Origin of the sequence: Rhizobium sullae, assembly GCF_025200715.1 — a bacterium.
Classification (GTDB): Bacteria; Pseudomonadota; Alphaproteobacteria; order Rhizobiales; family Rhizobiaceae; genus Rhizobium; species Rhizobium sullae.
In genome coordinates this window covers 1,682,776-1,704,839 of record NZ_CP104144.1, presented here as the reverse complement: position 1 = coordinate 1,704,839, position 22,064 = coordinate 1,682,776, and the positions used below count along the sequence as shown (strand labels likewise).

Here is a 22,064-nt window from a genome sequence, read left to right as displayed (position 1 = left end):
ATGTCTCGTCCCGGCGGGTGGCCAAGCACGCTCCGCGCCCGGCTTTTTCTCATCCTGTTTACCGGTCTTACGATCGCCTACGGCCTTTCCTTTAGCGTGCTCTTCCTCGAGCGTTACATGTCGGCGAAGGCCGTCATGCTCGGTACGCTCGAAAGTGACATTGCGACCTCGATCGCGATCCTCGACCGTCTGCCGGCAAATGAAAGGGCTGACTGGCTGGATCGCCTGAGCCGCGGCAATTACCGTGTCGTGCTCGGGCCGGGCCTTCCCGGAGTGCCGGACATGTCCGGGCGGGCAGCCGAGATCGCCGGCAGGATCGAGGAGGCAGTCGGGCACCGGCTTCCGCTGCGCATCGAATCCATTCCCGGCGACGCCAAAAGGCTGCAGGGCCATCTAACGCTTTCCGACGGCTCGCCACTCACCATCGACGTCACGCCGACCGGCGTCATGCCGATCGCCGAATGGCTGCCCTATGTGCTCGCCGTCCAGATGGCGCTTCTGGTGCTCTGCACCTGGCTTGCGGTTCGCCAGGCGATCCGGCCGCTGGGCGACCTCGCTGCCGCTGCTGATGCCCTCGACCCGAACAAGAAAGCCTCGCCGCTCAGTGAAACGGGGCCGCGCGAAGTCGCCCATGCCGCGCGGGCATTCAATGCCATGCGCGACCGCATTGCCCATTACCTCGAAGAGCGGGTACAGATCCTCGCGGCGATCTCCCACGATCTGCAGACACCGATCACTCGCATGCGGCTGCGCGCCGACATGGCGGACGACTCGCCCGAAAAGGATAAGCTCCTCCATGATCTTGGCGAGATAGAACGGCTCGTGGAGGACGGCATAGCCTATGCGCGCAGTTCGCATGGCAATGGTGAGAAGACCTCCCGTATTGAGCTTGCGTCGTTCATCGACAGCATTGCGTACGACTATCAGGATACCGGAAAGTCCGTGACCGTCACCGGCCCCGTCCAAGGCACGGCCACGACGAAGCCTCATGCGTTACGCCGCATCCTGTCGAACTTCATAGACAATGCGCTGAAATTCGCCGGTGCCGCCGAAATCAGCGTGGAGCGAAAAGGCGAGCGCAATATCATCATCACGGTGCTGGATCGCGGACCCGGCATTCCGGAAGAGATGCTCGAAGCTGCGATGCAGCCTTTTTTCCGCCTTGAGCAATCCCGCAACCGCGAGACCGGCGGAACTGGTCTGGGCCTTGCCATCGCCCAGCAGCTTGCCGCGACGATCGGCGGCTCGGTCAGGCTCTACAATCGCGCCGGAGGTGGACTGGCGGCCGAGGTCAGCATCGGCTAACTCCAGGAATTTCGGACGTTTTTGGAAAAAAGTCCGTCCGTCCGCGGCTGCGCTTTGTTACACTTTCGCCGATTTCGGAAACATGCCGGACACGTCAATCCGTCAAACGACTCGCCGCGAGTGCAAGAAATGGTTCTGCAGGAATAGGTGCGTCTTCTCCGTCGTCGCGAAAATCCCGGATTAAAATCGCTTTTCTGCGACCGATTTTTGCAACGACCAATCTCGTTGTCACGATATACTGTCTTCGTTCGTCAAGTTGGCCCTTTTCGCGGCTTCGGGCCGACAGGGCCGAGTTAAAGGCAACTCAAAAGCCGCGTTAGCTGGGCCGGCGTTATCGGTGCTCACGGCCGTCTCAATCCGTCGTCTCTGATAGACTACGATAAGCCTCCACTTGCAACAGAACTATTGGACCCTCTGCCCCGTAAAGCGATCTCGTCCGTGCCAAAACTCGCAAACTGGACACCATTCGCCTTCGTAATCGATCCCCTGTTGGTGAGGGCACCCAATGATGCCATCGGTCATCACGACGGATCGCGCCTGATGTTCCTCGATAAATTCGAGTATCTCACGGGCAATGCCGGGGTCGGCGCGGACATCGCCACGTTCCACTTTCCAGTCGCGCAACTCTTCCACCGCTGCATTCTCGGATGGGACGATGCCAACAGCGACCTTTGTCGCTTGGCTCAGGTTCGGACCGTAGAAGGCGATCGTCGCAATTGGCCATCCCCGCAATCCCTTCCGGGCTTTCTTACTCAGGCGCTTGAGAAACCGATCTTCCAACATGTTGCGCTTTCGACGCACCCCCTCACTCTTGATGCACAGCTGCTAACCGTGGGCTAACGTGTCGACTTTAGGCGTTAGTTTAATTCCGAGAGCCCGCAGGACCTTAATAATCGCCCGCGCGATCACCCGCTCGGCTATGGATCTGCGTGATGTCATTCTGTCCGGCTCCGATTTCGAATTACGAGCATGGCTCGCGCGATAGCAATCGGTGAAGATTCGTGCCACTTGAAATCGGCCCAATGCAGGTCTCATTTAGAGCTCACTTCCCGTTTTGACAGCCTCTTGCTTGACCTCCGGTTGGAGCGTTCGATGCTGTCCGGGTTGAAAGGGCGCTCCCCGAAAGGGTCGAGCGCCCTTTTTGTCTCGATTGTGCTGACGTATTAAAAAAGGAGCCCGAGACGGCGATCGACTCAGGCCGCCGAGCGGTGTTTTTTAACGCGAGCTCTCGGCGTTCTTTGTTTCGATGCTGGTTCGGCGTCATCGTCAAATAAGGACGACAAGATCACCGGTTCCCGGTCCGGAAACCGGGCGACGAGTTCCAACGTGCCGCCCATGGCTCCTACATAGCCGCGCAAGGTCGACAACAGCAGATCGCTTCGCTTCTCCAGCCGCGAGATATTCTCCTGTTTTACGCCAAGCGTTTCAGCCATGCGAACCTGGGTCAAGTCTCGAGCTTTCCGGAGGTCCTGAAGTGTGCGGTATTCCTCTAGGCGCTCGTTGCCGAGGCGTTCGAGACGCTCGCGGCGCTCCGCGGGGAGGTTCTGAAGAACCTCATCCAATGTTCTAGCCATTCTTTTTCTCCTTCATTGCCTCGAGATGCTGCGTAAATCTCTTGTCGGCTTTCGCAATGATCACTTTGTAGAACCGCGCCTGGCTGACGCCGGACTTGTCGCCGGCGACTAGAAGTATGGCGCGACGCTTGGGGTCGAAAGCGTAGGCAAGGCGCCACACCCCATCCGCCGCCTTGAACCGCAACTCCTTCATATTCGCATGGGCAGAGCCCTTGAGCGTGTCGGCATAGGGTCGTCCGAGCTGTGGACCGTAGGCCTTCAAGAGCGGCAATGCCACGAAGATCTGGTCCTGCACCTCTTCTGGCAACGCGGCAAACTCCGGGTCGAATTCGTCGTGGAGCTGAACTCTCCAATCCTCAGTCATATATGATCTCGAAGTTATATGCTGTCAAGGTTCTAAGGTGTGTGCTGCGGTTTCAGTTCCTGCGTTTGTCGTAGATCAACGCCCGATCGATATGGCTGGGGTTGTAAACCAGGAGGGATGAGGAGGGAAAGAAGAGAAGTTGTTCGCATTCCGAGACTCCGGCTGACGCTGGCACTCAATCGCGACCGTCGCGACATCAGGCCTGCGACCCTCGCAAGGCGATGCGCCTCGCTTGCCCGCACATTCCGGTAGCATTGATCGTATTTATCTTAGGCTGGAGATGTCTCAAGGATGGAAATGGGTCCCCGGGTCTGAATCACCCGTTCAAGCCGTAGCCCCGCGGCGTCGAACAGGCTTGCATACTGTGCCTCCGTCCTCTCCAGGCCGCCGGTGATGGCGAGCATGACCACGTCGATTCCTTTGATCTGGTTCGGTTCGTCACCCGGTGGCACGAGCGTCTCGGCCACAAGCACCTTTGCGTCCGGTAGCATAGCCTTGCGGCAATTTCGCAGGATGGCCGCGGCACGCTCATTGTGCCAATCGTGAACGACCTTCTTGATGACGTAGACGTCACCACTGGGGACGCTCTCAAAGAAGTCACCTGCGATAAATTCGGTGCGCGGCAGATTGCCTCCGGCACCCTGCTGTGCTGCCGCGACGCCCGAAGGCAGATCGAAAAGCACGCCGCTCAGATGGGGGTTACGGGCCAGGATCGCCGAGAGAAGCTGGCCATGTCCGCCGCCAACGTCGACGATCCGCGTGAACGGGCTGAAATCATAAGCTTCGGCCACGGCCTCGTTGCTGCCTTGGCTCAAGGCGACCATGGCACGCTGAAACAAGGCAGCCTGCTCTGGGTGCTCTGACAGCCAGTCAAACCTTGGGCTCCCGAACACCTTGTCGAAAGCTGGCTCTCCTGTGCGAACAGAATACAGCAGTTGCTCGAAGGCAAGATAAGCCTCGCTGTTGATCATACGGACGAAGTCACCGGGACCCGGGCGATCAGAGCGCAGCGCGGCGCCAAGCTCCGTCAACTCGAAATGACGAGGCAATACTTCCGTGAAGACCCCTTCAGGCGCGAGAAGTCGCATTACACGATAAAGCGCGTCAGCATCTGCCTGAGTGGCAGCCGCTAACTCATCCACCGACTGCTCGCGGGCGGCCAGGAGATCGGGGACGCGGAGTTCGATAATGACGCGCAGCGCCTGTGACACGGCGAACCCGAATCCTAACCTCATGATCTGTTGCAAGGGGCTGGGCATGGCATTTTCCTCGACTGTCTGCGGACAGCTTAGCAGAACGGAGCGAGCGCAACACTTCCCCAAATTGGAGGATCACCGAGGTGGCTGTCGAAAGCCTCGGTTTGCTCCGGCGCTATCACGATAGCTCCGGAAGATAGTGCAATCCGGTCTTCGGTTAGAAACTCACCGTCGACGGCAATCCACCTTCTGCGACATTCTTGACGAAGCCCACTCCAGTTCTCTTTCGAATTTGACACCTGATGCCAAAGAGCAGCGGGACCAAAAGATACACGTCGAGAGGTTCTCGTGACGAAGACGCTATAATCAACACGATCGACCAAACAGGACACTTGACGCATAACCTAACCACTAAACCCCGTCGACCAATGGCGTGCCATCGAGCGCCTGGTGGCGCTCGGCTGGACAGAGGAATCGGTCGCAGCCGCCTTGGCTCTTTCGGTTCGCCAGATCCGTCGGCTGCGTTTGCTCGCCAACGTCTTTCCCGCCATGCTCGAAGATATGGCACGCGGCGACTTGCCGTCCGAGCAGCAGCTTCGCACCATTGCGGCGGCGAGCTACAACGAGCAGGCCGAAGTCTGGAAAAAGTACAAGCCGAAGAAGCAGTAACAGGCCTCGTGGTGGGAGGTCGCGAGAGCGCTCACCAAGATCCGCATGCTTGCCAAGGACGCGAGTTTCGGCGACGATCTCCGCCAGGCCTATGGCATCGTTTGGCAGGAGGACCTCTTCACGCCGGCGAGGATACGGACGTCGAAGCGTTCCTCGGCGTTTCCGGAGAGAAGATCCTATGCAATGGGCTTATTTTTCGACCGTTGATGAGGCAAAGAATTTCGCGTTCAATCAGTATGGGCAAGGGGTCTGGTCATGCATAATGACCGATGACGACGGCATTTTCGGGATCGGCGCATGAACGCGCTACTTCTGGTTTGGCAATCTAGGGTGATTGAGCTTGCAGAATGATGATTTGGAAAACATCCAGCACGGCCACGTGTTCCGTGCCAAGCAATGGATTTATCGGCTTATAAAATATCTGTTAGTGCGGCCTGAGCCTGTATTTGATCCCACACTGACCGGCAAGATTGTCGCGGTCGTCGGATCGGCGCCACAGGCGAACATGCCCGCCAACATGGATGACACGTATCGAATCGTGACGATCAATGGTTCTCAACATACGGTGGAATCATGGGGCGTCGCCAAGCCACACATAACGATCATGCAGTACAACCAGATTGAAGGGCTTAATACAAATGCTCGCGAAGTCCGCCGGATTTTGAGGGGAAGGGAGACTGGAACTCTTTATCTTATGCTTTGGCGCCATGGCCGGCGCCAACTCGAGCAGGGTCTGCGAGCATTTGATTACCGGTGCGACAATCTTGAGATTATCGACCGTTATAGGCGAGTTTCACTAGTTCGGAAGGTGAGTGGAGTTCTTAATTTCGAGCTCGACGCCTCGACGAAATACTCGAACGGCATTATCGCGGCTTTACTCGCTCTCAATAGCAATGCGTCTGCCGTGATTTTGTCGGGCATTGATCCATCATCAGCGGGACACGCGTATAATCATGTTGGACTGGCACGAAAACATTCAGAGCCGGATATGAACATGATCCGGCGATTGATTAAGTTGGGGATGCCGATTTTCACGGCTGATCCGAATGTATCTGAGGCCACCGGTCTACCCCTGTGGCAACCGGTGCCGACGGCTACGCAGGTCTCTTGAAGACGGCCCTTCCGGGTGGAGCCGTCAGCGCAATCGCTCATGTTCGCTGCTGAACATGGAGCATTCGATCTCTTGTCGCAAACCACTCGTCGGCGTAATCATTATCCTTATACTCGTCGAAATACGGGCCGCCGTCCGTGAAATGCACAATTTTGGCATCATCTCTCTTGTCATATTCATTCACGAGATAATTCCATGTGACCGGCAGTTCACCGATCAGATCATCGCTTTCAAGCCATTTGAACTGATGTAACTGTAGGCCGGTCGCGGTATTCACGTACTCGGGACTTAACGCTTTGCACCGAGCATTGTTGAAGAGGATTAAGCTGGACCAGTTTTTCTTTTCGTATTTCGTTTGTGTTTGGCCCAGGAACTTCGTCTCTATTTTTGGCTGGTAGTCGTGCTTGACGCACATGGCTGAGAAGCGGTCATCTCTGAGTGCCCACAATTCAGCGATATCTGCTCTCGCGAGCATGTCGCAATCCATAAAGAGGCTCCACCCCTGAAAGGAGCTCAAGTATGGCGTTAGGAAGCGAGAGAACGAGAACTCAGTCGACTGCAGTGCGTTGCGCTCTCTCGTAAAGACCTTTCCGAGGTTTGGAAGATAGATCGCCGTTATACGAACCGGCACACTCGATCTCTCCAGAATGCTCTGCGACAGCACGTGGTGAGCGACGACTTCTTTCGAATCGAAACCGACATATATGTTGACGACTTCCGTCATGTGTTTTCCTCTCGTTCGGGACTCGTGGTTGTTTGGCAAGTCACGGAAAGTGAGCGGCTTATTTGTTGCGATCCAGGCTGCGCTGCTTTCGGGTTTTTGGTCGAATTCGTCGAAACGCAGAATTCAATGCTCTTTGCCATTTGGTAATCGACATCAAACTATCGATATGCCCGAGAGCGTCATCAAGCCGCGCTGCAAGTGTTTCATTTATCGCCGACTGAATTTCCGCTGCGCTCGCATCTTGAAATTGTTGGCTCAGAATTTCGAACCGCGTCGATGTCAATTGGCCGAAATTCGTAATGACCTCACGGTCGGCCAGAAGCCGTAGATAGGCTCTCTCGAACGTCCAGTCGTGCACGTCGAAGACCTTCCATCGCGGGCTTCGTCGCCCTGAGAAACCGGCCAAGACAATTTGGGATTTTATCTGGAGTTCTCTCATCCAGACGATCAACGCAAACCCGCTCGTCGGTATTTTGTTCGGCGGGTACTTGGTCGACATCAGGGGTTCAAGATCGGCGTGTAACACCTTGGCGCCGTTGAATTTTGAGGCGGGACTGAAGCGCTCGTCGGCTGCCGTCCGGATGTTGAGTATTCCTGCGAATTCACATTTCGAGAAATATCGCAAGACATCGTCGACCTCATGTCGGTGCACGATGTTTGCTCCCATCGATCCACTGCGGGCCACGAGCATCGAACGTCCGGCGAAACTCTCGTGCAGGACTTTGTAGGCTTTGTTGAAGAAGATAAACAAGGTGTCGTCCGGCACATGCGAGCGGATCGAACGGGGGTCGAGGACGTCACTATTTGCGACCAAAACGATGTGCTGATGCTTCTCGAAGAAGTCCCGCCAGGCTTCGTTGCTTTGGGTGTTATACAGGTCTGGAAAGCTGTCAGGCATCGGGCAAACGTCGTTGATCGCCAAAATATGCCTTAACTTTTCCTGCGCGGTAAACGCCGCCGAGGTATCCACCCAAGGAAAGAAGCAGATCGGCGATTTTCCGTTGCACGCGGCGTTCCTTCACAAATTCTGCCCAAGATGTTTGGAGTAGCATCTGACGATATTCGTGGGCGTAGGGAGTGTGCATCCATCGGATCGAGGATTGCCAAGGCTTTCGGCGTCCGGTGAAATGAACGATCACCGGGTCGCGCACGAATGGCATGATGCCTGTCTGCACGTTCCACCGAGGGTTTAATGGTTCCCATGCTCCCTGAAAAGCAATGTTAAGTACATCCTGATCGTTCGCGTCGTAACGTGCTCCGGACTGCAGTAGTTCGCGTGCCATCTTGAAGAGCCCCGTGGTACGAACGGCCTTACTGTCAAGGAGAATAACCCCGGCGTTGAAGTATCGTGGTCCATGTCTGAGACCAAGCTTCAACTCTCTTTTTTTGGCCTTGTCAGGAAAAGCAGTGACGTAATCGTCGACGGCGCCAATTACATTGCCGTGAAGATCCGACTGAAATATTGCGTCGATAGGATCGACCACTAATACGTCCGCGTCGATGTACAGGACGCGATCGATGGATTCATCAATGATTTCATCGATATAGAGACGTGCAAGGGTCGCTTTCGTCCAACGCCCGCTTGCCTCAGGAAGGTCCGTCGGCAAGGTGAAATCGACGATTGTGATGCTGCTGCCATGTCTTGCGTTGAATGCCGCAACTGAGGCTTTATGTTCTGGCGAAAGATCGATCCCCACAATCACCTGCCCCATATCGCGATCGCGCGAGTGCCGTGCGACTGACAGAAGCGCGCAACAAGCAGCAGGCAGCATGTACTTGTCCGTGAATGTATAAACGGCGGTCCTACCCATTCACACGTCTCATTGCCGGTTCAAATCTCAAAGTTTGCGTCGTTGATCAGAGCGAGCGCGCACGTTTGCGAAGATGCAGCATAGTCTAATGCAACCGCCTCGAACAATACCAAAAAGCAATCTGGTTTTTTCGAGAGACGGCAAAATAAAAATTCCGATAGGAGTTTTTCAACCAATGGCCGCATTTTCTGGACTGGCAGAGCTGCCGGCTGCGCTCAAGGTCGATGAATCTGGCGCCAGGCTGAGCGGCGATTGACATGATCACTCACAATCGCGAGTCTCTTTAACTGAAACCGTAACTCTGCGAATCTGAACAGAAATGACGCGGCACCATTTTGTAACGGAACAGCGCCTTCTAGAACTAAAGCGGCGGCACACCGCCTGGCTCGACAAGCTCGGAATTCGGCACAGGCCGTGGCTGATTTTTGGGTCCGCCCCGAATCCAACGATTACCAACGATTTCATAGAACTCTGTGCACGTGTGGACGTCAACAATTCCGGCCGCACAGCTGAAATGTTTGGTTTCGGCCGGGCCGACCTGACAATTCGCAAGCGACGGAAGTCCTGGCTGGAGCACCCAAGGCTTAATACCCGCGGTTTAGTCTGGTTTCACACCGCACCGACGGCGATCATGCGGCTTCAACTGTTGTTAAAGCCGCATGTCCGTGTCGGCACCCTGCAGAAACTTACAAAGGACGAACGCAACGCGATTATGAACGAGATTGTCGGGCCGATCCCTGAAGGCATCGGCAAAATAGGGAAGGCTACAAATGGTGTGGCGGCCATCTGTTATGGCCTTTTTCTGGGCGCTCCCAGCATTGTCGTGTCAGGAATGTCCGTTACAAAAATGGGGCATTCGTACAATGAGGTCGGAAAAACGCGCAAGCAGATTGACGAGGATATTTACGCGCTGACGAAACTCAGCGCGTATCCGAACCTTTTTACGACGGAGGCGGAGCTTTCGGAGATTACAGGGATGACGCTCATTCAGAACGCGACCGAACTTTCAGCGCCACGCTAGGGCGCGCCCATCTTAATCGGGGTCATATGTAGCTTCTACGAAGTAGCCGGCACATTCCTGTGGTTTGAAGAGCGTAATGATTTGCCGACATTATCTCCACAAGGCTTCGACGGAGCGCGCGGCGCGAGTGAACATGCCGATCTCGTTGGAAATTATTCTACTCGCGATTCAGATAACGATGCCGAACGGCCTTCATGTACTGAGAGTCGGCATACGCGCCAACGCGCCAAAATCAACCCCTTGCTCGAACGAGAGCGGTATGCGCACCTGATCGCCTGTACCGAATAAAGCTTGAATCAGATACCGCTAAGGTCTGAATTTACTCGCAGCAATATTGACGTCATTGATTCTGATGTTCCAGTGATTGCAAGGGAGCGTGTTATGGCGCTTATCAATACCGAATATTGCGAAGCCTCAGCGGTCAAAAATGCCATATCCTTCGGCATGATGGCGGCACACGATTCGTCAGCATACGCCATGAGACACAAATCCGAGGAAGTGTTACGGCTAAAGGCCGAAGGTAAGTCAACAGATTGTATCGCCCGAGAGGCAGGCGTTAGTCGACCGACCGTGACCAGAATTTTACGCTACGTCGAACGAGCATCGGCGGGGTAGGGGCGGCGGCAAAGGAATTGCCCATGACCGCACCGATTTCGGCCGCTCTCCACACGATGTTGCGAATGCACAACTTCAAGTTCCTGCCTGACGCACGAGAGTGATCATCTCAGTGAGGACAATCCGTTGTGCCCACGCCGCCGCCGAGCGTGCAGGCATTCCGTCTGCAGAAGCCGTCGGCACAGGGCTGCGAAGATCATCGCTTAATCCGAACTTTACCCGATTGATTTAGCTGCAGGGGGCGAGATTGCTGGATTTGGCGTCACTTTGGGCGCGTCTCTGTAGTCATGTAAATATTGATATTGCGGGTTGACAAGAGGCTGGGTCAGCCGCAATTCGCCCCCCGCCGTACTCTTGCGCGAGAAAAAAAGTTCTCGGATCCTGCCTGCCTCGCGCACCTCCTCGTCGTCCAGGCGAGATCCTGACAGAAGACGCGCCGCAATATCGAGCGCAATGGCTTCAGGGCTGGTCGGTGACCGTCAATGGGTAACAGTATTGACCATTGCCAAGCTTGAACTCGCCCTTGAAGTCGGCACACCACAGATCGTTCGGCAGCAAGGCCGGCGACAAGGCTGTCCCTTCGGCTCGATGGCGTTGTCGTTTGCGCATGGGCGACCAGGCCGTGCCGATCGAGAATGGCATGCACCGTGCTTTTGGCGGGTACGCGCACATCGCCGGCCAAGCGCTTCACCAGTAGTTCTCGGATCTTCCTGGCACCCCAATGCGGCTTCTCCTTCTTGCACCGCACGATCATCGCCTCGACCGGCTCAGGCAACTGGTTGGCATAACGCACCGGCCGGCGCGACCGGTCCGTCAACGCCTCCACGCCGTCATCCTTATAGCGATTGAAGATCTTGTAGTCGGCCTTGCGCGAGATGCCGAATGCACGGCACACCTCGCTCATGCCTTCACCCTCCAGAAGGCGGGCGACAAATCGAAGACGTTCCTCCATCACCGAAGTCTCTCTCCACGGCATGTACACCTCCCAGTCCAAAAACCGAAAAGTGTTACCCATGTCTTCTCTATTCGGCGTGTTGGCGTCAAGCACTTACGAGCGTCTCCACCTCTTTGGGGCATGACATCTTCCGCAGGTCCTCGCTTCTCTTCGGGATCGGCGTTTCGCCCTCCCAGCATGGGGTTAGGAGAATGGGGCGGTTCAATCTCCGGGACGTGATTACCGCGTGATGCGATCGGCACAGACATAGGTTCGAACTTGCCTCATCCATCGTCCTGCGAAGGACGTCCTTCCGCCAACTGGCGGAACTATGTGTCTTTCTCCTTCTGACCTCTTGTCAGCTCGCTGATGTCATGGCTTCCCGCGTCCAGCGGAATTCAGTGCCGTCGAGCCACATGCGATGCATGACGACCGCTAGGCGACGAGCGAGTGCGACTTTCGCTTTCGCCATGCCGCGCCGCTTGGCGATCTTCATCGCCCAAGCCTTCAGCCACGACCATTTCCCCACGCGCGTCAGCAGCAGCTGGGCAGCCTCATAGAGCAAAGTGCGCATCGTGCCGTCCCCGCATAGCGATATGCAGCCGACGCGCTTGCTTTCCCCGGACTCGTGGAGCTTCGGCGTTAGTCCCAGGATCGATCCCACCGCCTTGGAGTTTCTGAAGCGCTGCGGAATGTCTATTGTCGCGGTATAGGCGAGCGCCACCACGGGGCCGACACCCGGGATCGTCATCAGGCGCCGGCAGGTGGCATCATCCTTCACCACCGCAAGGGCTTGTCTGTGCAGGCGCGCAAATTCGGTACGCAGCTTCCCTCGGGCGGCAAGCAATGGCTCCATGATCGCCGCGAGGTCGGGCATGCCTTCGGTGAGCTCCCGAATGCGCTCTTCGAACTTTGCCGTTCCCACGGCGCCAACCTTCAGCCCGAAATTGCGCAGAAGGCCGCGGATGTCGTTCTCGATGGCGATCGCCTTTTCCTGCAGCAGCTTGCGGGCCGCTAAGAGCGCCCGCCGCTTCTGGCTCGTCAGCGTCTTCACATGCACTGGGCGATACAGATTGACGCGCATCATTTGCGCGATGCCGCGCGCATCGTTGCGATCCGTCTTGTTGGGCTGCGCCTTCAGGAAGGCCTTCACATGGCGCGTCTCGATACAGATGACCGGCAATCCCGCCCTGGCCAGCCCTTCGAATAACCACTGCGACAAAGGTCCGGCTTCAAGCCCGACCCGCTCGACGTTCCAGGTCGGGTCCTTCAGCACCGCAATGAGATCGTCAGGGTGGCTGACAACCTTCACCTCACGACAGATCTTGCCGGATTCGTCGATAATGCAAACGGCAGTCTCTTTTACCGAGACATCGAGGCCAATAAAGTGCTTCATGCTGCGCTTCCTTTCCTGATGCTTGTGGCTGTTTGAACAGACCACGTTCTATCATCAGCTCGAAGCGCAGCACCTCCCTGCATCACCGTAGAAGATGGGGCGAAAGCCGAATACCCCATCTCCGGTACAAATAGTCACCTATCTCGCAGGTCGGGCAATCAATGCGGATTGCTCCACCAGTTTCCTCTAGCCGCAACAGTCTGAACCGGATGATATGTAGCCTTCTTGAAAAATGCCGTAATATTTTGATATCAAAGTCATCGTTTCTAGCGGGATGATATCAATGCCGGCTGTCACTATTCGTAATCTTTCGGATGAAACGCATCGCGCCCTGCGCGTGCGAGCGGCTCATCACGGCCGCAGTACCGAGGCCGAAATCCGAGACATTATTGAGGCCGCCGTTCGTCCATCTGAACGTGTGAAACTTGGCTCTTTACTCGCGGCCATAGGTCGGGACGCGGAGCTATCCAATGACGATGTCGAAGCCCTGCAGCAAAATCGCGATAAGGCGCCGGCCGAGAGCCGATGACGTTCGAATGATCTTGTTGGATACCAACGTGATATCGGAGCCATGGAAACCGGCTCCCAACGGGGGCAGCGGTAGCATGGCTGGATGGCCAAGCCATCGAGACGTTGTTCCTTTCCGCGATAACAATTGCCGAACTTCGCTTCGGGATCGCCGCCCAGCCTTCAGGCAAACGGCAAACTGTCCTTCGATCGCCTGGAGGGCGAAGTGCTTCCTCACTTCGCAGAACGCGTCCTACCCTTTGATTTAGCTACCTCCCAATTCTACTCGGAACTCATGGCGCGCTCGCGTGTCCAGGAAGGCGGTCGGCAAGGCGGATGGATATATTGCAGCCACAGCAGCGGCGAATGGCCTCGCGGTCGCAACGGGCGACACAGGCCCCTTCGAGGCCGCCGGGTCGAAGGTGATCAATCCATGGTCCCAACAAAGGTGATATTCAGCTAAGTGTCCTTGAGTCCGATTTCCACCGAGACCGCCGAAGAGGAAATGCCCGAAAACCGTTCGGAAGTCCTACTCAACGCCGCGGAGGATTCAGCGTTGGAAGAGACTTCGCATGAGCGGCCGCTTCGCCGGAGTAAGGGAAATCCTCACCAAGCTGGCGGTCGCCGTCATAAACTTTGAAGGTCGGTTCCTCCGCTTAATGCACGCGACATTCCTAACTCCCTGGTTGGAAGGCAGGGAATCACGGCAAACAGCGACCGTCATCTCAATTCCGATGCCGTGTTCAACGGACGCGCTCTAGTTTGCGGCCCTCTTAATGGCCGACACAAACCGATTTTTTGGCAATTGCCAGGATGAACCATGAGGGCCTTTCAAGAGTGCTTAGCAACCCTTGACCGTATGACTTCCGCGATGCGCAACGCTTCGTTTATCGGCTGGTAAGAGTATGATTCGAGACCGCCATCGAACCTGCGGGTGAGCTTGCGTGTTTCTTGTAGATCCCGGTGGAAGCGGTCGAATTTTATCAGGCGTTCGCCTGGCACCTCTGTCAACTCCAGGGAATAGACAGGCCGGCCTGTGAGCAAGGCTTCACAAGGCATTGTGATGGAATCTTTGGCGATTAGAAACGCGTCTGCAGCAGCGACATAATCAAGATACGGGTTAGGCTCCCGCCTATCCCAGACGGTAACCAACGGAGACGACAGAGCCATGAGCGCATCAAAGGTCCGTCTATCGGATCGCCTGGACGTCGAGACTAGAACGCGCCAATCCTTGCTCGTCAGGCTGTCGATTGCGTTTTTGATGTTATCGACCGACTTCTGGTCATAGATATAGGCGCCGTTGTCGCCGCCGACGAAGACAGAAGCCAACTGACGGTCGTCGGGACTAAAAAGACTTCTTGCCGCACGGCGGCGTTTTGATACCTCGTTCAATCTGAGCCTGTGAGGCACGCCGATCATCCTCTCGTAGTTCGGCCGTGCCTCTAGCTCCCTCGTCCAGTCGTGATTGGAAACAAAGACAAGATCATAGCCCTCAATCTCTGGCCGTTGCAGATGAACTGTGAAGGGCTCGCCGCTAAATGTCCTTTTCATCTTCAGAACCATCTTCTCTGGCCGGTAGCCACAGGAAATGATGATGTCTGGACGGCTTTCTTTGCGGGAAAACAGCGCGGGAGCAAAGGCCTTCCTTATCCCATGGACCGGCACAAATGGCTTCACAACCGGCTCCTTCCGGCTGAGGTTTCGCGCGACCCCGACGCACTGCGACATCGTGCCGATTTTTTCCTCGCTCACGCACCACGTCAGAAGATCGATATCCGCGTGATCGGAACCTCCATTGCCCATCAAATCGATCCCGGATTCCTGCGCATTGGCCGGTCTTGGCAGACGCTCGCATTGTCTTTTGATTTTCACGTGTTATCAAAGTCCTGTCCCGAAGTCCAAGGGAGGATCTTATTGATCGCTGGTGTTCCCTACAGGAGCGATTTGGACGGCCTTCGAGCCCTTAGCGTCCTGCTGGTCGTTTTCTACCACGCTGGTATTCAAGCCGTCGCTGGCGGCTATGTCGGCGTGGACGCTTTTTTCGTGCTGTCGGGCTATTTCATGGCAATTATGATCCTGCGCGACCTCGCCAACGAGAGATTTTCAATCATCGACTTCTATGTCCGAAGGATCCGCCGGATCCTGCCGGCACTGTTTGTGATGATGGCCGTAGTCTCCGCCCTCGCAATCTGGCTTTTTATGCCAGACGATCTCGTTTATTTCGCCCGCAGCGCGCGGGCGACCGCACTTTTCTACTCCAATATCCAGTTCGCGCGCGAAAGTGGCTACTTTGATCTGGCCGCCAATACGAAACCTTTGCTTCACACCTGGTCGCTCTCCGTCGAGGAGCAGTTTTACCTGATTTTTCCCATTGGCCTGATGATCACCTATCGGATGAAGAAAAACGCGATCGTTCCAATTTTGGCGATTATCGCTGTGGCATCTTTGGCGGCAAGCCAACTGATGGTGCAACAAGATCAGACAAAAGCATTCTACCTTTTGCCGTTCCGTTTGTGGGAACTATTGCTCGGCGCGCTGATTGGTGCTCATAGGCCGTTGGTACGACCCGCCCTTGCCGAAATAATCCCTTGTCTCGGCACGGCTGGCCTTCTGGCTTGCGCGTTTCTCTATTCCGACGCCACCGCGTTTCCGGGACTTGCTGCGCTATTGCCGTGTCTCTCGGTGGCCGCCATCATCGCCTTCGGTGATCAATCAAAGATCACAAAAGTGCTGCTTGGCAATGCGCCCATGAAATTTGTGGGGAAGATTTCCTATTCAATCTACCTTTGGCACTGGCCGATCGTTGTTTTTCTCCCTTACTTTACGAGTGCGGCCTCGCCCGGAGCAGCCGTCGCACTGATTTTTACTTTATCGCTTTTTCTCGGCTGGATCTCGTGGCGCTTTGTTGAGGAGCCGTTCCGGTTTGGCGCGCTTGCAATCCGAAGACCACAACCTGCGTTTGTCGCTTTGGCGATCGGTGTCGCATCATTGGTCTCGGTCAACGTCTTAGTCATAAGGCTGAATGGACTACCTCAACGCCTCAAGGACGAAGCCGCCCGTCTCTACGCTGCAAAGGACGACGGCAGCCAGTTTATGGAGCCAGACTGTTTTGCGGATCCGGATGGAAACGGCCTCTCGATTGCAGATGTGCAAGACGGCAAAGTTTGCCCAATGGGAGCGGCGGTGACGAAGGCGAAGTTCATTCTATGGGGAGATTCTCACGCTGCCGCGATAGCCCCGGGCCTGGACCTTGCCGCGGGACGGGCAGGTATCGGTGGCGTCTTCGTAGCGAGCGCCGGATGTCCGCCTTTCGCCTCGGACGATCTGATAAGAGCTGATCGTGTAGGCCGCTGCGATAGCTTCAATGACGCCGTGCAATCGCTTATCGGCCAGAATCAGATAGGCGATGTCCTGCTTGCCGCATATTGGCGCAAATACATTTATAAAACCGATCTGACAAACCAGCGTGATTTCTTCGATGCGGCGGCTTCGGCGTCCGGCGATCATGCAGCTGTTGTCACGAAGCGGTTAGTCGAAAGCATCAGAAGGATGCAGGCAAATGGCGCGCGTGTCTGGCTTGTTATGGATGTGCCCGAGATGAGATATGCTGTGCCGCAAACCCTTGCGCGCTTATCGATGCAGGGGAACTCCGCCAAGCTTGAGATGCCGAGAAACGACGTGGATGCGCGCCAGGCAGCAGGGCGTCGCGTTGTGGGCGATGTGGCACTGGATATGAAAGTCGGCGTTGTCGATCCGTTGCCAGTCCTTTGTACTGAATTGTCGTGCAGCGCGACTTCAGGTGGCATCGTTCGTTATAAAGACGGAGATCATCTGTCGGCAACTGGCGCTAGATCGATTTCCTTTGTCTTTGACCCGGTCCTTTCCGGCATCCGCGTCCGGGGTCAAGTTTCGAACTCGCTGCCAACGAGTTCACGCTGGGATATCCGATGAAAACGGCAGTCCTTATAAACGACACCTCAACAAAATCGCACATCGGGTGCCGGATTGTGGTCGCCCAGATTCTGCGATTGGCTGCGAAGGCTGGGATAAAGGTGGTGGCAACTTGTTCCGTTCACGTGGATTGGCGCGGTCAAGGCGCGATCCTTGATGCGATGAAAGGAGCCGACCTTGTCATCGTCAATGGTGAAGGTACCCTACATCATGCCACGCCTCAGGCCCTCGCCTTGGCCGAGGTTGCCTCATATTGCCGCTCGTTGGGCATCCCGTCCGTTCTTATCAATTCGGTCTATGAGCAGAATAATGAGCAAATCGCGGAGCATTGCAGCCACTTCGCGATGCGATTTTTTAGAGAACCAAATAGTGCGATGAACGCACAAGCCGCCGGGTTAGAGTGTGCGGTCGTTCCTGACCTGACGCTGTCGTCGGACTTCTTGGAACCCTACAAGGGGGCGCTCCGGATTGGAAATATCATCGTTACCGATAACGCCAATCGCGAGTTCGGCCGCCCGACACTTGCCCACGCGATCGGGCAGAGGGGCATACAGTTCATGAGAATGGACGTATCGGACACAAAGAATCGCTTTGTCCCGTCGGATTTAGAGCCTTTGGTCGCGGTTCTGCCGGAAGGAGAGCGACGGACCACACAGCGCGTCTCAGTAATGACGCTTGTAGCGAGATCGGCTTTTCGGCCCCATATGTTCGCTCGAATGCGCATGAAAAAGCAGTTAGACCATCCACTGAGCGCGGAAGATCTGTTGCAGGCGATTAGTGGAGCTCGCGCTGTGGTAGCGGGTCGCTTCCATGCAGCATGTCTATCTTTGGTCGCCGGGACGCCCTTTGTGGCCATGCCATCCAACACCGCCAAAACGCAGGGAATGCTGCGAGCAGCCGGGCTTGAAAAATTCTACGTGCAGACGCCAAAAGAGGCGTTCGAGCGGATCTCAACTTGGGAGCAGGCCGACTTCGATTGCGGCCGATCTTATGTACTAAAGGCAAGAGTGGCTGCAGAGAACATGTTCGCCCAGCTTGCCTCACTTGCCAGCCGATGAGAGAACCGGCAGGTCAGTCTCCTGCGCATGCTCCAGATCAATCGCGGTGACTAACGCGGCGACGAGAAGCTCAGTGGTGACGGCTGAAATGGCCCGGAGAAGCTTCCGTTCCTTGGCCGCGCTTCACAGGGGCGGGTGCCTTGTATCAGTGCGGAGGCGAGAAATGTAATCACGGGCATGGAGGCGAGATTCAATACTTTGCACAATTGAATTGGAAATCGGAAAGCGTGAGAAGGCAGCATCGACCTGCGCTGTCAATCCAATGCACCGTCGTCGCTCGGACCATGACGCCCTAAACGCGGGATGTCTGCAACGCTGCGCCACAGCGGCAAGAGCGCGAGGTGTTGCCCGTTCTCTTCTCTCCCGACACCTATCCCATGGCATGGCGGATGGTCTTCGACAGGCGCAGCAGGAAGGCAGGTCTGGAGGAGGCGACGAGCTTCCACGACAAGAGCGCTTTTGCCATGCGCCGGGGAAGGAAGCCGACGGAGAGGAACCAGGCCGCCAGCACGGCACGGCGTCTTAAGGATACATTCATTTCCAGGCTGGCAACTGCGCCCGCAGCGCCGAGAGTGTGCCTGGAGTCATTGGGTACCGGGTGCCGGTCACGGTCTATGCAAAGCGATGCCAGGCGCTCTTCCAGATGGACCGTGTCATGAAGGCTGACGTCGGGCGGCACGGTCAGGCCGACTTCAGCGGCCTGACCGGACAAGGCTTCCAGCCGGCGAAAGTCGTGCTCTACCCGCCAGCGCGCCCGCTGGCCGAGTTTTTCTGCAAAGACGGAATGATTGGCGCCATGCATGCGGTAAGCACCGAGGCAGGAATCGATCGACGTCACCGTTCCATGGAGAGGCGCCACGGTGACGAGATATCCGTCCGCCCCTTGGCGAAAGTCCGTCTCGGGGATAGGCATGACCGCCTCCAAAGCCGAACGCCGGAAGGCCAGGCCGCTTGTAACCGTGGTCTGATACCGGCCTTTCTGCAATAGCTGTGGGGTGACATCGCCTGAATCGAACGGGAATTCCTCAGCCGGAAACACATCCTTGACGCGTTGGCGCTCGTCGACGATGTGCAACCTGAATTGCGCCTGGGCGGTATCGCCGTCCCAAGCTTCGACGATTTCCGATACCGCGTTCGGATAAAGATAGTCGTCGGCGTCGAGAAACAGGACGATCTGGCCGCGACTGACCGAAAATCCCGTGTTGAACGCTGCCGCGTGACCGCCGTTGCGCTCTTTTAGAAGACCTTTAATCCGGGACCCATATGCGGCAATGACACCGGCACTGTCGTCAGCTGATGCGTCATCGACAACTATGACCTCTATGTTATCGTGGCTTTGTTCCAGTGCGCTATCGATGCAGCGCTTTAAGAAGCGCGCATAGTTGTAGTTCGCGATGATAATGGAAACCGGAACATGATCTTGCATGGAATGCATCGCATTGAACCTCGCACGTCTGCTTTGGTCACGGCGAACCTTCTCATTCAGGTTCTTATGGCATGCCCGTTCGGGCAAGAGCAGCTTTTCAAAAGGTAGAAAAGCTGCCGTTACAGAGACGCTGACGCCAAGCGGCCGGCGACGATCATGTCTGATCTCTCTGCGCGGCCACCAGCCTCCCCAGCTTTATGGCTTTTGAAAGACCATAGCCTGACGAGGCAGCCAGCATTCGCAGTGTAGAGGAAAGCGGTGGACGCAATCAGAACGCCCGGCCGGCCGCCTTATCGTTTTCAATCCGGGTGACGCAGCCTGAAACTTTTGCAAGCAATATGTCGAAGTCGATGGGCTTCGTCAGGTAATCCGCCGCTCCCGCCCGAAGACCGGTCAACATGTTCTCCCGGTCGGTGAGTGCCGTCAGCAGGATGAACGGGATGTTGGAAAACTGCGGATGATTGACCTGGATCTCGGCGAGCAGCTGATGGCCGTCCATGATTGGCATAGAAATATCGGTAATCACGATATCGGGCCATTTCGACAGGATGGTCTCCAGCGCTTCCTGACCATTGGCTGCTTCGAGGGTGGCAAATCCAGCTTCGTTCAGTTCTTCGACAACTAGCTTGCGGATGTCAGCTTCATCCTCGACGCACAATATGGTGATCATCTTTCTTCTCCTTATTCTATGCTGCCTGCGGCGTCGTCAAAGACGCGGCGCCTTCCTGCGGGAGGGCTACAGTGAAAGTCGTTCCATGGCCGAGGGCGCTGCTGACGGTAACAGTGCCACCATGCAACTCGACGATTTGTTTGACGATGTTCAGCCCGATACCGGTGCCTGCAATCCCTGTGGCGCTTCGAGCCCGATAATAGGGTTGGAATAATTTTGGCAAGTCGTCGGTATCGATTCCAATCCCCTGATCTGAAACCGATACGTAAGAAAATCGTTCGTCGGCCCAGCCGCGAATGTGAATGTCAGGCGCGTGGGGTGCGTACTTTGCCGCATTGGAGAGCAGATTGGTGAATACCTGTTCGAGCGCTGCACGATCGGCTTTCATGGTCGCAGGCAATTCACCAAGGTTTGTACGGAACACATGTTCCTTGCTGATTTCCTTTTGTCTTGCACAGCACGAGGCGATCACGTCGATGAGATTGCAGTCCGCAAGCGAAAGCGAGATGCGCCCGGTCTCAAGGCGGCCGGCCGCAAGGATGCTTTCCATCAAATCAACCATGCGCAATACGGCGCTTCTGATCTGGCCCGACTTCTCCGAGATGTATTGGGGGCTCAGCTCCCCCTTCGTCCGCGTCAGGCGCTGGGCAGCCGCATCAATGATGGCAAGCGGCGTGCGGAACTCGTGCGACGCCATCGTCACGAACTGCCTTTGCAGCGCGTTGACCTGCCGTTCCTGGGCGAGCAAGCGATCAAGCTCCTGCCGCTGCCTCTCGATCTCGCCGGTGCGCAGTCTTACGGTTTCTTCGAGGTGGTCGCGGTGCACAAGGAGTTGCGCCTTGCTTTCGATGAGATTCAACGATGTCCTTCGCAATCCCTGGCCAAGGAACAGGACGACTCCCATTGCGATAAACATGCCGATTATGCTTGCCGGCGCAATTTGCTCCAGAAGCATCAGGCCGGGCTTGATCGGCTCCCAGGTAAGATGACCCAGCGTTGCTCCACTCGCAGAGATGACGGGAATTCTGGCCTCGCCCGCCTCTTTGCCGGCAGGCGCATAGTGCAAGCCGTCGAGACGCGCATAGTGGGCGATGTGCTCGATTGGAGAGGCGTCGAGAAATTTCACGGCGATGGCGATGAACTCCGACCCGGCTTCGACCGTCATTCGCTCTGAACTTGGAATGATCGGCCGGGCGCTGATGACGGCAGGCCTGCCCACTATATCGACGACCTTGGTGCTGGCGACATCGGCAATCGGCGCAGGATCGCTGGCCTGCAGCCGTTCCTTGAGTGCGTACCGCATCTCGGCGGCGAGGCGTGCTACCGGATCATGGTCGTCGCCGAGTGATGGCGAAAGAACATCGATACCGTCGCGCATCGCGAACATGAGATGATCGGTGTCATCGAAAACATAGGTGCGGTCATGGCCGAAGTAGTCATGCGTCCATTTGCCGATGTTTTCCAGCAGCCAGTCGTGGTTGCGCATCTTGCCGTAGAGGACCGCGTCGTCCCATTTGGTAACGCTTTCCTGCTCACGCGGGACCGCGTTGATCTGCTGTTGAAGACCCTGCGTGACGAAGTCCGCCTGTCTTATGAGAGAGAGGTCGTCGACCTTCGTCGATGCAAGCCACGCAAAGCCCGCGATCAAAACCGCGGTGATGGCCGTTACGAGCGTCAAGACGATCGTAATGTGTGACGTAATTTGAGTTCTCTTCATGGCCCGCCCTCTCAT

At 56.2% G+C, this 22,064-nt stretch carries 18 protein-coding genes and 4 pseudogenes; 9 read left to right on the top strand and 13 right to left on the bottom strand.

Annotated elements, in window-relative coordinates; translation table 11 throughout:
• The gene (locus N2599_RS28845; protein WP_245209313.1) at positions 1-1,305 is read left to right on the top strand and encodes an ATP-binding protein; all 1,305 of its coding nucleotides are present in this window, start codon (positions 1-3) and stop codon (positions 1,303-1,305) included.
• A 402-nt stretch (positions 1,306-1,707) separates the two neighbouring features.
• Here the strand turns inward: N2599_RS28845 and N2599_RS28840 are convergent, their stop codons facing one another.
• The 4 genes from N2599_RS28840 to N2599_RS28825 all read right to left on the bottom strand — a co-directional run bounded on the left by N2599_RS28840 (position 1,708) and on the right by N2599_RS28825 (position 4,502).
• The gene (locus N2599_RS28840) at positions 1,708-2,088 is read right to left on the bottom strand and encodes a hypothetical protein (RefSeq protein ID WP_027513026.1); all 381 of its coding nucleotides are present in this window, start codon (positions 2,086-2,088) and stop codon (positions 1,708-1,710) included.
• 410 nt (positions 2,089-2,498) lie between these two features.
• A complete protein-coding gene (locus N2599_RS28835) occupies positions 2,499-2,879 on the bottom strand; it encodes an XRE family transcriptional regulator (RefSeq protein WP_051336797.1) in 381 nt (126 codons plus the stop codon).
• A complete protein-coding gene (locus N2599_RS28830) occupies positions 2,872-3,243 on the bottom strand; it encodes a type II toxin-antitoxin system RelE/ParE family toxin (protein WP_037143548.1) in 372 nt (123 codons plus the stop codon). Before N2599_RS28830 ends, N2599_RS28835 begins: the two co-directional genes overlap by 8 nt.
• A 269-nt stretch (positions 3,244-3,512) precedes the next feature.
• A complete protein-coding gene (locus N2599_RS28825; protein WP_027513028.1) occupies positions 3,513-4,502 on the bottom strand; it encodes a methyltransferase in 990 nt (329 codons plus the stop codon).
• A gap of 345 nt (positions 4,503-4,847) precedes the next feature.
• On the opposite strand from N2599_RS28825, the pseudogene N2599_RS28820 reads away from it, so the two are divergent.
• Both N2599_RS28820 and N2599_RS28815 read left to right on the top strand, forming a co-directional pair.
• Positions 4,848-5,293, top strand: a pseudogene (locus N2599_RS28820) (plasmid partitioning protein); the annotation flags it as partial.
• 155 nt (positions 5,294-5,448) lie between these two features.
• Entirely contained in the window at positions 5,449-6,219 is a 771-nt protein-coding gene (locus N2599_RS28815; protein WP_245209314.1) for a membrane-anchored protein, read from the top strand.
• A 37-nt stretch (positions 6,220-6,256) separates the two neighbouring features.
• Here N2599_RS28815 and N2599_RS28810 read toward each other — a convergent pair whose 3' ends face one another.
• The 3 genes from N2599_RS28810 to N2599_RS28800 are packed head-to-tail and all read right to left on the bottom strand — an operon-like array spanning position 6,257 to position 8,754.
• Positions 6,257-6,943 carry a glycosyl transferase gene (locus N2599_RS28810; protein ID WP_027513031.1) on the bottom strand — a complete coding sequence of 229 codons (687 nt, stop codon included), beginning with the start codon at positions 6,941-6,943 and terminating at the stop codon, positions 6,257-6,259.
• A 58-nt stretch (positions 6,944-7,001) separates the two neighbouring features.
• Positions 7,002-7,865 (bottom strand): hypothetical protein, encoded by an 864-nt coding sequence (locus N2599_RS28805; protein ID WP_051336798.1) that lies wholly within the window; start codon positions 7,863-7,865, stop codon positions 7,002-7,004.
• A complete protein-coding gene (locus N2599_RS28800) occupies positions 7,834-8,754 on the bottom strand; it encodes a glycosyltransferase family 8 protein (RefSeq protein WP_027513033.1) in 921 nt (306 codons plus the stop codon). The genes N2599_RS28805 and N2599_RS28800 overlap by 32 nt, the downstream gene beginning before the upstream one ends.
• A 319-nt stretch (positions 8,755-9,073) precedes the next feature.
• Between N2599_RS28800 and N2599_RS28795 the strand changes: the two genes are divergently transcribed.
• The gene (locus N2599_RS28795; protein WP_051336799.1) at positions 9,074-9,775 is read left to right on the top strand and encodes a hypothetical protein; all 702 of its coding nucleotides are present in this window, start codon (positions 9,074-9,076) and stop codon (positions 9,773-9,775) included.
• 381 nt (positions 9,776-10,156) lie between these two features.
• Entirely contained in the window at positions 10,157-10,390 is a 234-nt protein-coding gene (locus N2599_RS37675; RefSeq protein WP_156915360.1) for a helix-turn-helix domain-containing protein, read from the top strand.
• A 465-nt stretch (positions 10,391-10,855) separates the two neighbouring features.
• On the opposite strand, the pseudogene N2599_RS28780 reads toward N2599_RS37675, so the two are convergent.
• Together N2599_RS28780 and N2599_RS28775 are read right to left on the bottom strand one after the other, a co-directional pair.
• A pseudogene (locus N2599_RS28780) lies at positions 10,856-11,366 on the bottom strand (helix-turn-helix domain-containing protein); the annotation flags it as partial.
• Between the two features lie 316 nt (positions 11,367-11,682).
• Positions 11,683-12,720, bottom strand: coding sequence for an IS110 family RNA-guided transposase (locus N2599_RS28775; RefSeq protein ID WP_027513959.1), 1,038 nt, complete (start codon positions 12,718-12,720; stop codon positions 11,683-11,685).
• Positions 12,721-13,003: 283 nt separating this feature from the next.
• Here N2599_RS28775 and N2599_RS28770 point away from each other — a divergent pair.
• Positions 13,004-13,260, top strand: a pseudogene (locus tag N2599_RS28770) (FitA-like ribbon-helix-helix domain-containing protein).
• A pseudogene (locus N2599_RS28765) lies at positions 13,257-13,679 on the top strand (type II toxin-antitoxin system VapC family toxin). The pseudogenes N2599_RS28770 and N2599_RS28765 overlap by 4 nt, the downstream one beginning before the upstream one ends.
• Positions 13,680-14,058: 379 nt before the next feature.
• On the opposite strand, the gene N2599_RS28760 reads toward N2599_RS28765, so the two are convergent.
• Positions 14,059-15,030, bottom strand: coding sequence for a mitochondrial fission ELM1 family protein (locus tag N2599_RS28760; protein WP_051336585.1), 972 nt, complete (start codon positions 15,028-15,030; stop codon positions 14,059-14,061).
• Positions 15,031-15,141: 111 nt separating this feature from the next.
• Here N2599_RS28760 and N2599_RS28755 point away from each other — a divergent pair, with 111 nt between their 5' ends.
• Positions 15,142-17,178: an acyltransferase family protein gene (locus N2599_RS28755; protein ID WP_051336584.1), complete on the top strand. Its 2,037-nt coding sequence runs from the start codon at positions 15,142-15,144 to the stop codon at positions 17,176-17,178.
• Entirely contained in the window at positions 17,175-18,236 is a 1,062-nt protein-coding gene (locus N2599_RS28750) for a polysaccharide pyruvyl transferase family protein (protein ID WP_027510454.1), read from the top strand. Before N2599_RS28755 ends, N2599_RS28750 begins: the two co-directional genes overlap by 4 nt.
• Before the next feature lie 370 nt (positions 18,237-18,606).
• Here the strand turns inward: N2599_RS28750 and N2599_RS28745 are convergent, their stop codons facing one another.
• From N2599_RS28745 to N2599_RS28735, 3 genes are all read right to left on the bottom strand, one after another.
• Positions 18,607-19,671 carry a glycosyltransferase family 2 protein gene (locus N2599_RS28745; protein ID WP_027510453.1) on the bottom strand — a complete coding sequence of 355 codons (1,065 nt, stop codon included), beginning with the start codon at positions 19,669-19,671 and terminating at the stop codon, positions 18,607-18,609.
• 259 nt (positions 19,672-19,930) lie between these two features.
• Entirely contained in the window at positions 19,931-20,332 is a 402-nt protein-coding gene (locus tag N2599_RS28740) for a response regulator (RefSeq protein WP_027510452.1), read from the bottom strand.
• Positions 20,333-20,348: 16 nt separating this feature from the next.
• Positions 20,349-22,049: a sensor histidine kinase gene (locus N2599_RS28735; RefSeq protein ID WP_245209249.1), complete on the bottom strand. Its 1,701-nt coding sequence runs from the start codon at positions 22,047-22,049 to the stop codon at positions 20,349-20,351.
• Positions 22,050-22,064 lie beyond the last annotated feature (15 nt).

Coding starts and splice junctions, on each gene's coding strand:
- N2599_RS28845 (WP_245209313.1), top strand. CDS start 1: ATGTCTCGTCCCGGCGGGTGGCCAAGCACGCTCCGCGCCCGGCTTTTT.
- N2599_RS28840 (WP_027513026.1), bottom strand. CDS start 2,088: ATGTTGGAAGATCGGTTTCTCAAGCGCCTGAGTAAGAAAGCCCGGAAG.
- N2599_RS28835 (WP_051336797.1), bottom strand. CDS start 2,879: ATGGCTAGAACATTGGATGAGGTTCTTCAGAACCTCCCCGCGGAGCGC.
- N2599_RS28830 (WP_037143548.1), bottom strand. CDS start 3,243: ATGACTGAGGATTGGAGAGTTCAGCTCCACGACGAATTCGACCCGGAG.
- N2599_RS28825 (WP_027513028.1), bottom strand. CDS start 4,502: ATGCCCAGCCCCTTGCAACAGATCATGAGGTTAGGATTCGGGTTCGCC.
- N2599_RS28810 (WP_027513031.1), bottom strand. CDS start 6,943: ATGACGGAAGTCGTCAACATATATGTCGGTTTCGATTCGAAAGAAGTC.
- N2599_RS28800 (WP_027513033.1), bottom strand. CDS start 8,754: ATGGGTAGGACCGCCGTTTATACATTCACGGACAAGTACATGCTGCCT.
- N2599_RS28795 (WP_051336799.1), top strand. CDS start 9,074: ATGACGCGGCACCATTTTGTAACGGAACAGCGCCTTCTAGAACTAAAG.
- N2599_RS37675 (WP_156915360.1), top strand. CDS start 10,157: ATGGCGCTTATCAATACCGAATATTGCGAAGCCTCAGCGGTCAAAAAT.
- N2599_RS28775 (WP_027513959.1), bottom strand. CDS start 12,720: ATGAAGCACTTTATTGGCCTCGATGTCTCGGTAAAAGAGACTGCCGTT.
- N2599_RS28760 (WP_051336585.1), bottom strand. CDS start 15,030: ATGGGCAATGGAGGTTCCGATCACGCGGATATCGATCTTCTGACGTGG.
- N2599_RS28750 (WP_027510454.1), top strand. CDS start 17,175: ATGAAAACGGCAGTCCTTATAAACGACACCTCAACAAAATCGCACATC.
- N2599_RS28745 (WP_027510453.1), bottom strand. CDS start 19,671: ATGCATTCCATGCAAGATCATGTTCCGGTTTCCATTATCATCGCGAAC.
- N2599_RS28740 (WP_027510452.1), bottom strand. CDS start 20,332: ATGATCACCATATTGTGCGTCGAGGATGAAGCTGACATCCGCAAGCTA.
- N2599_RS28735 (WP_245209249.1), bottom strand. CDS start 22,049: ATGAAGAGAACTCAAATTACGTCACACATTACGATCGTCTTGACGCTC.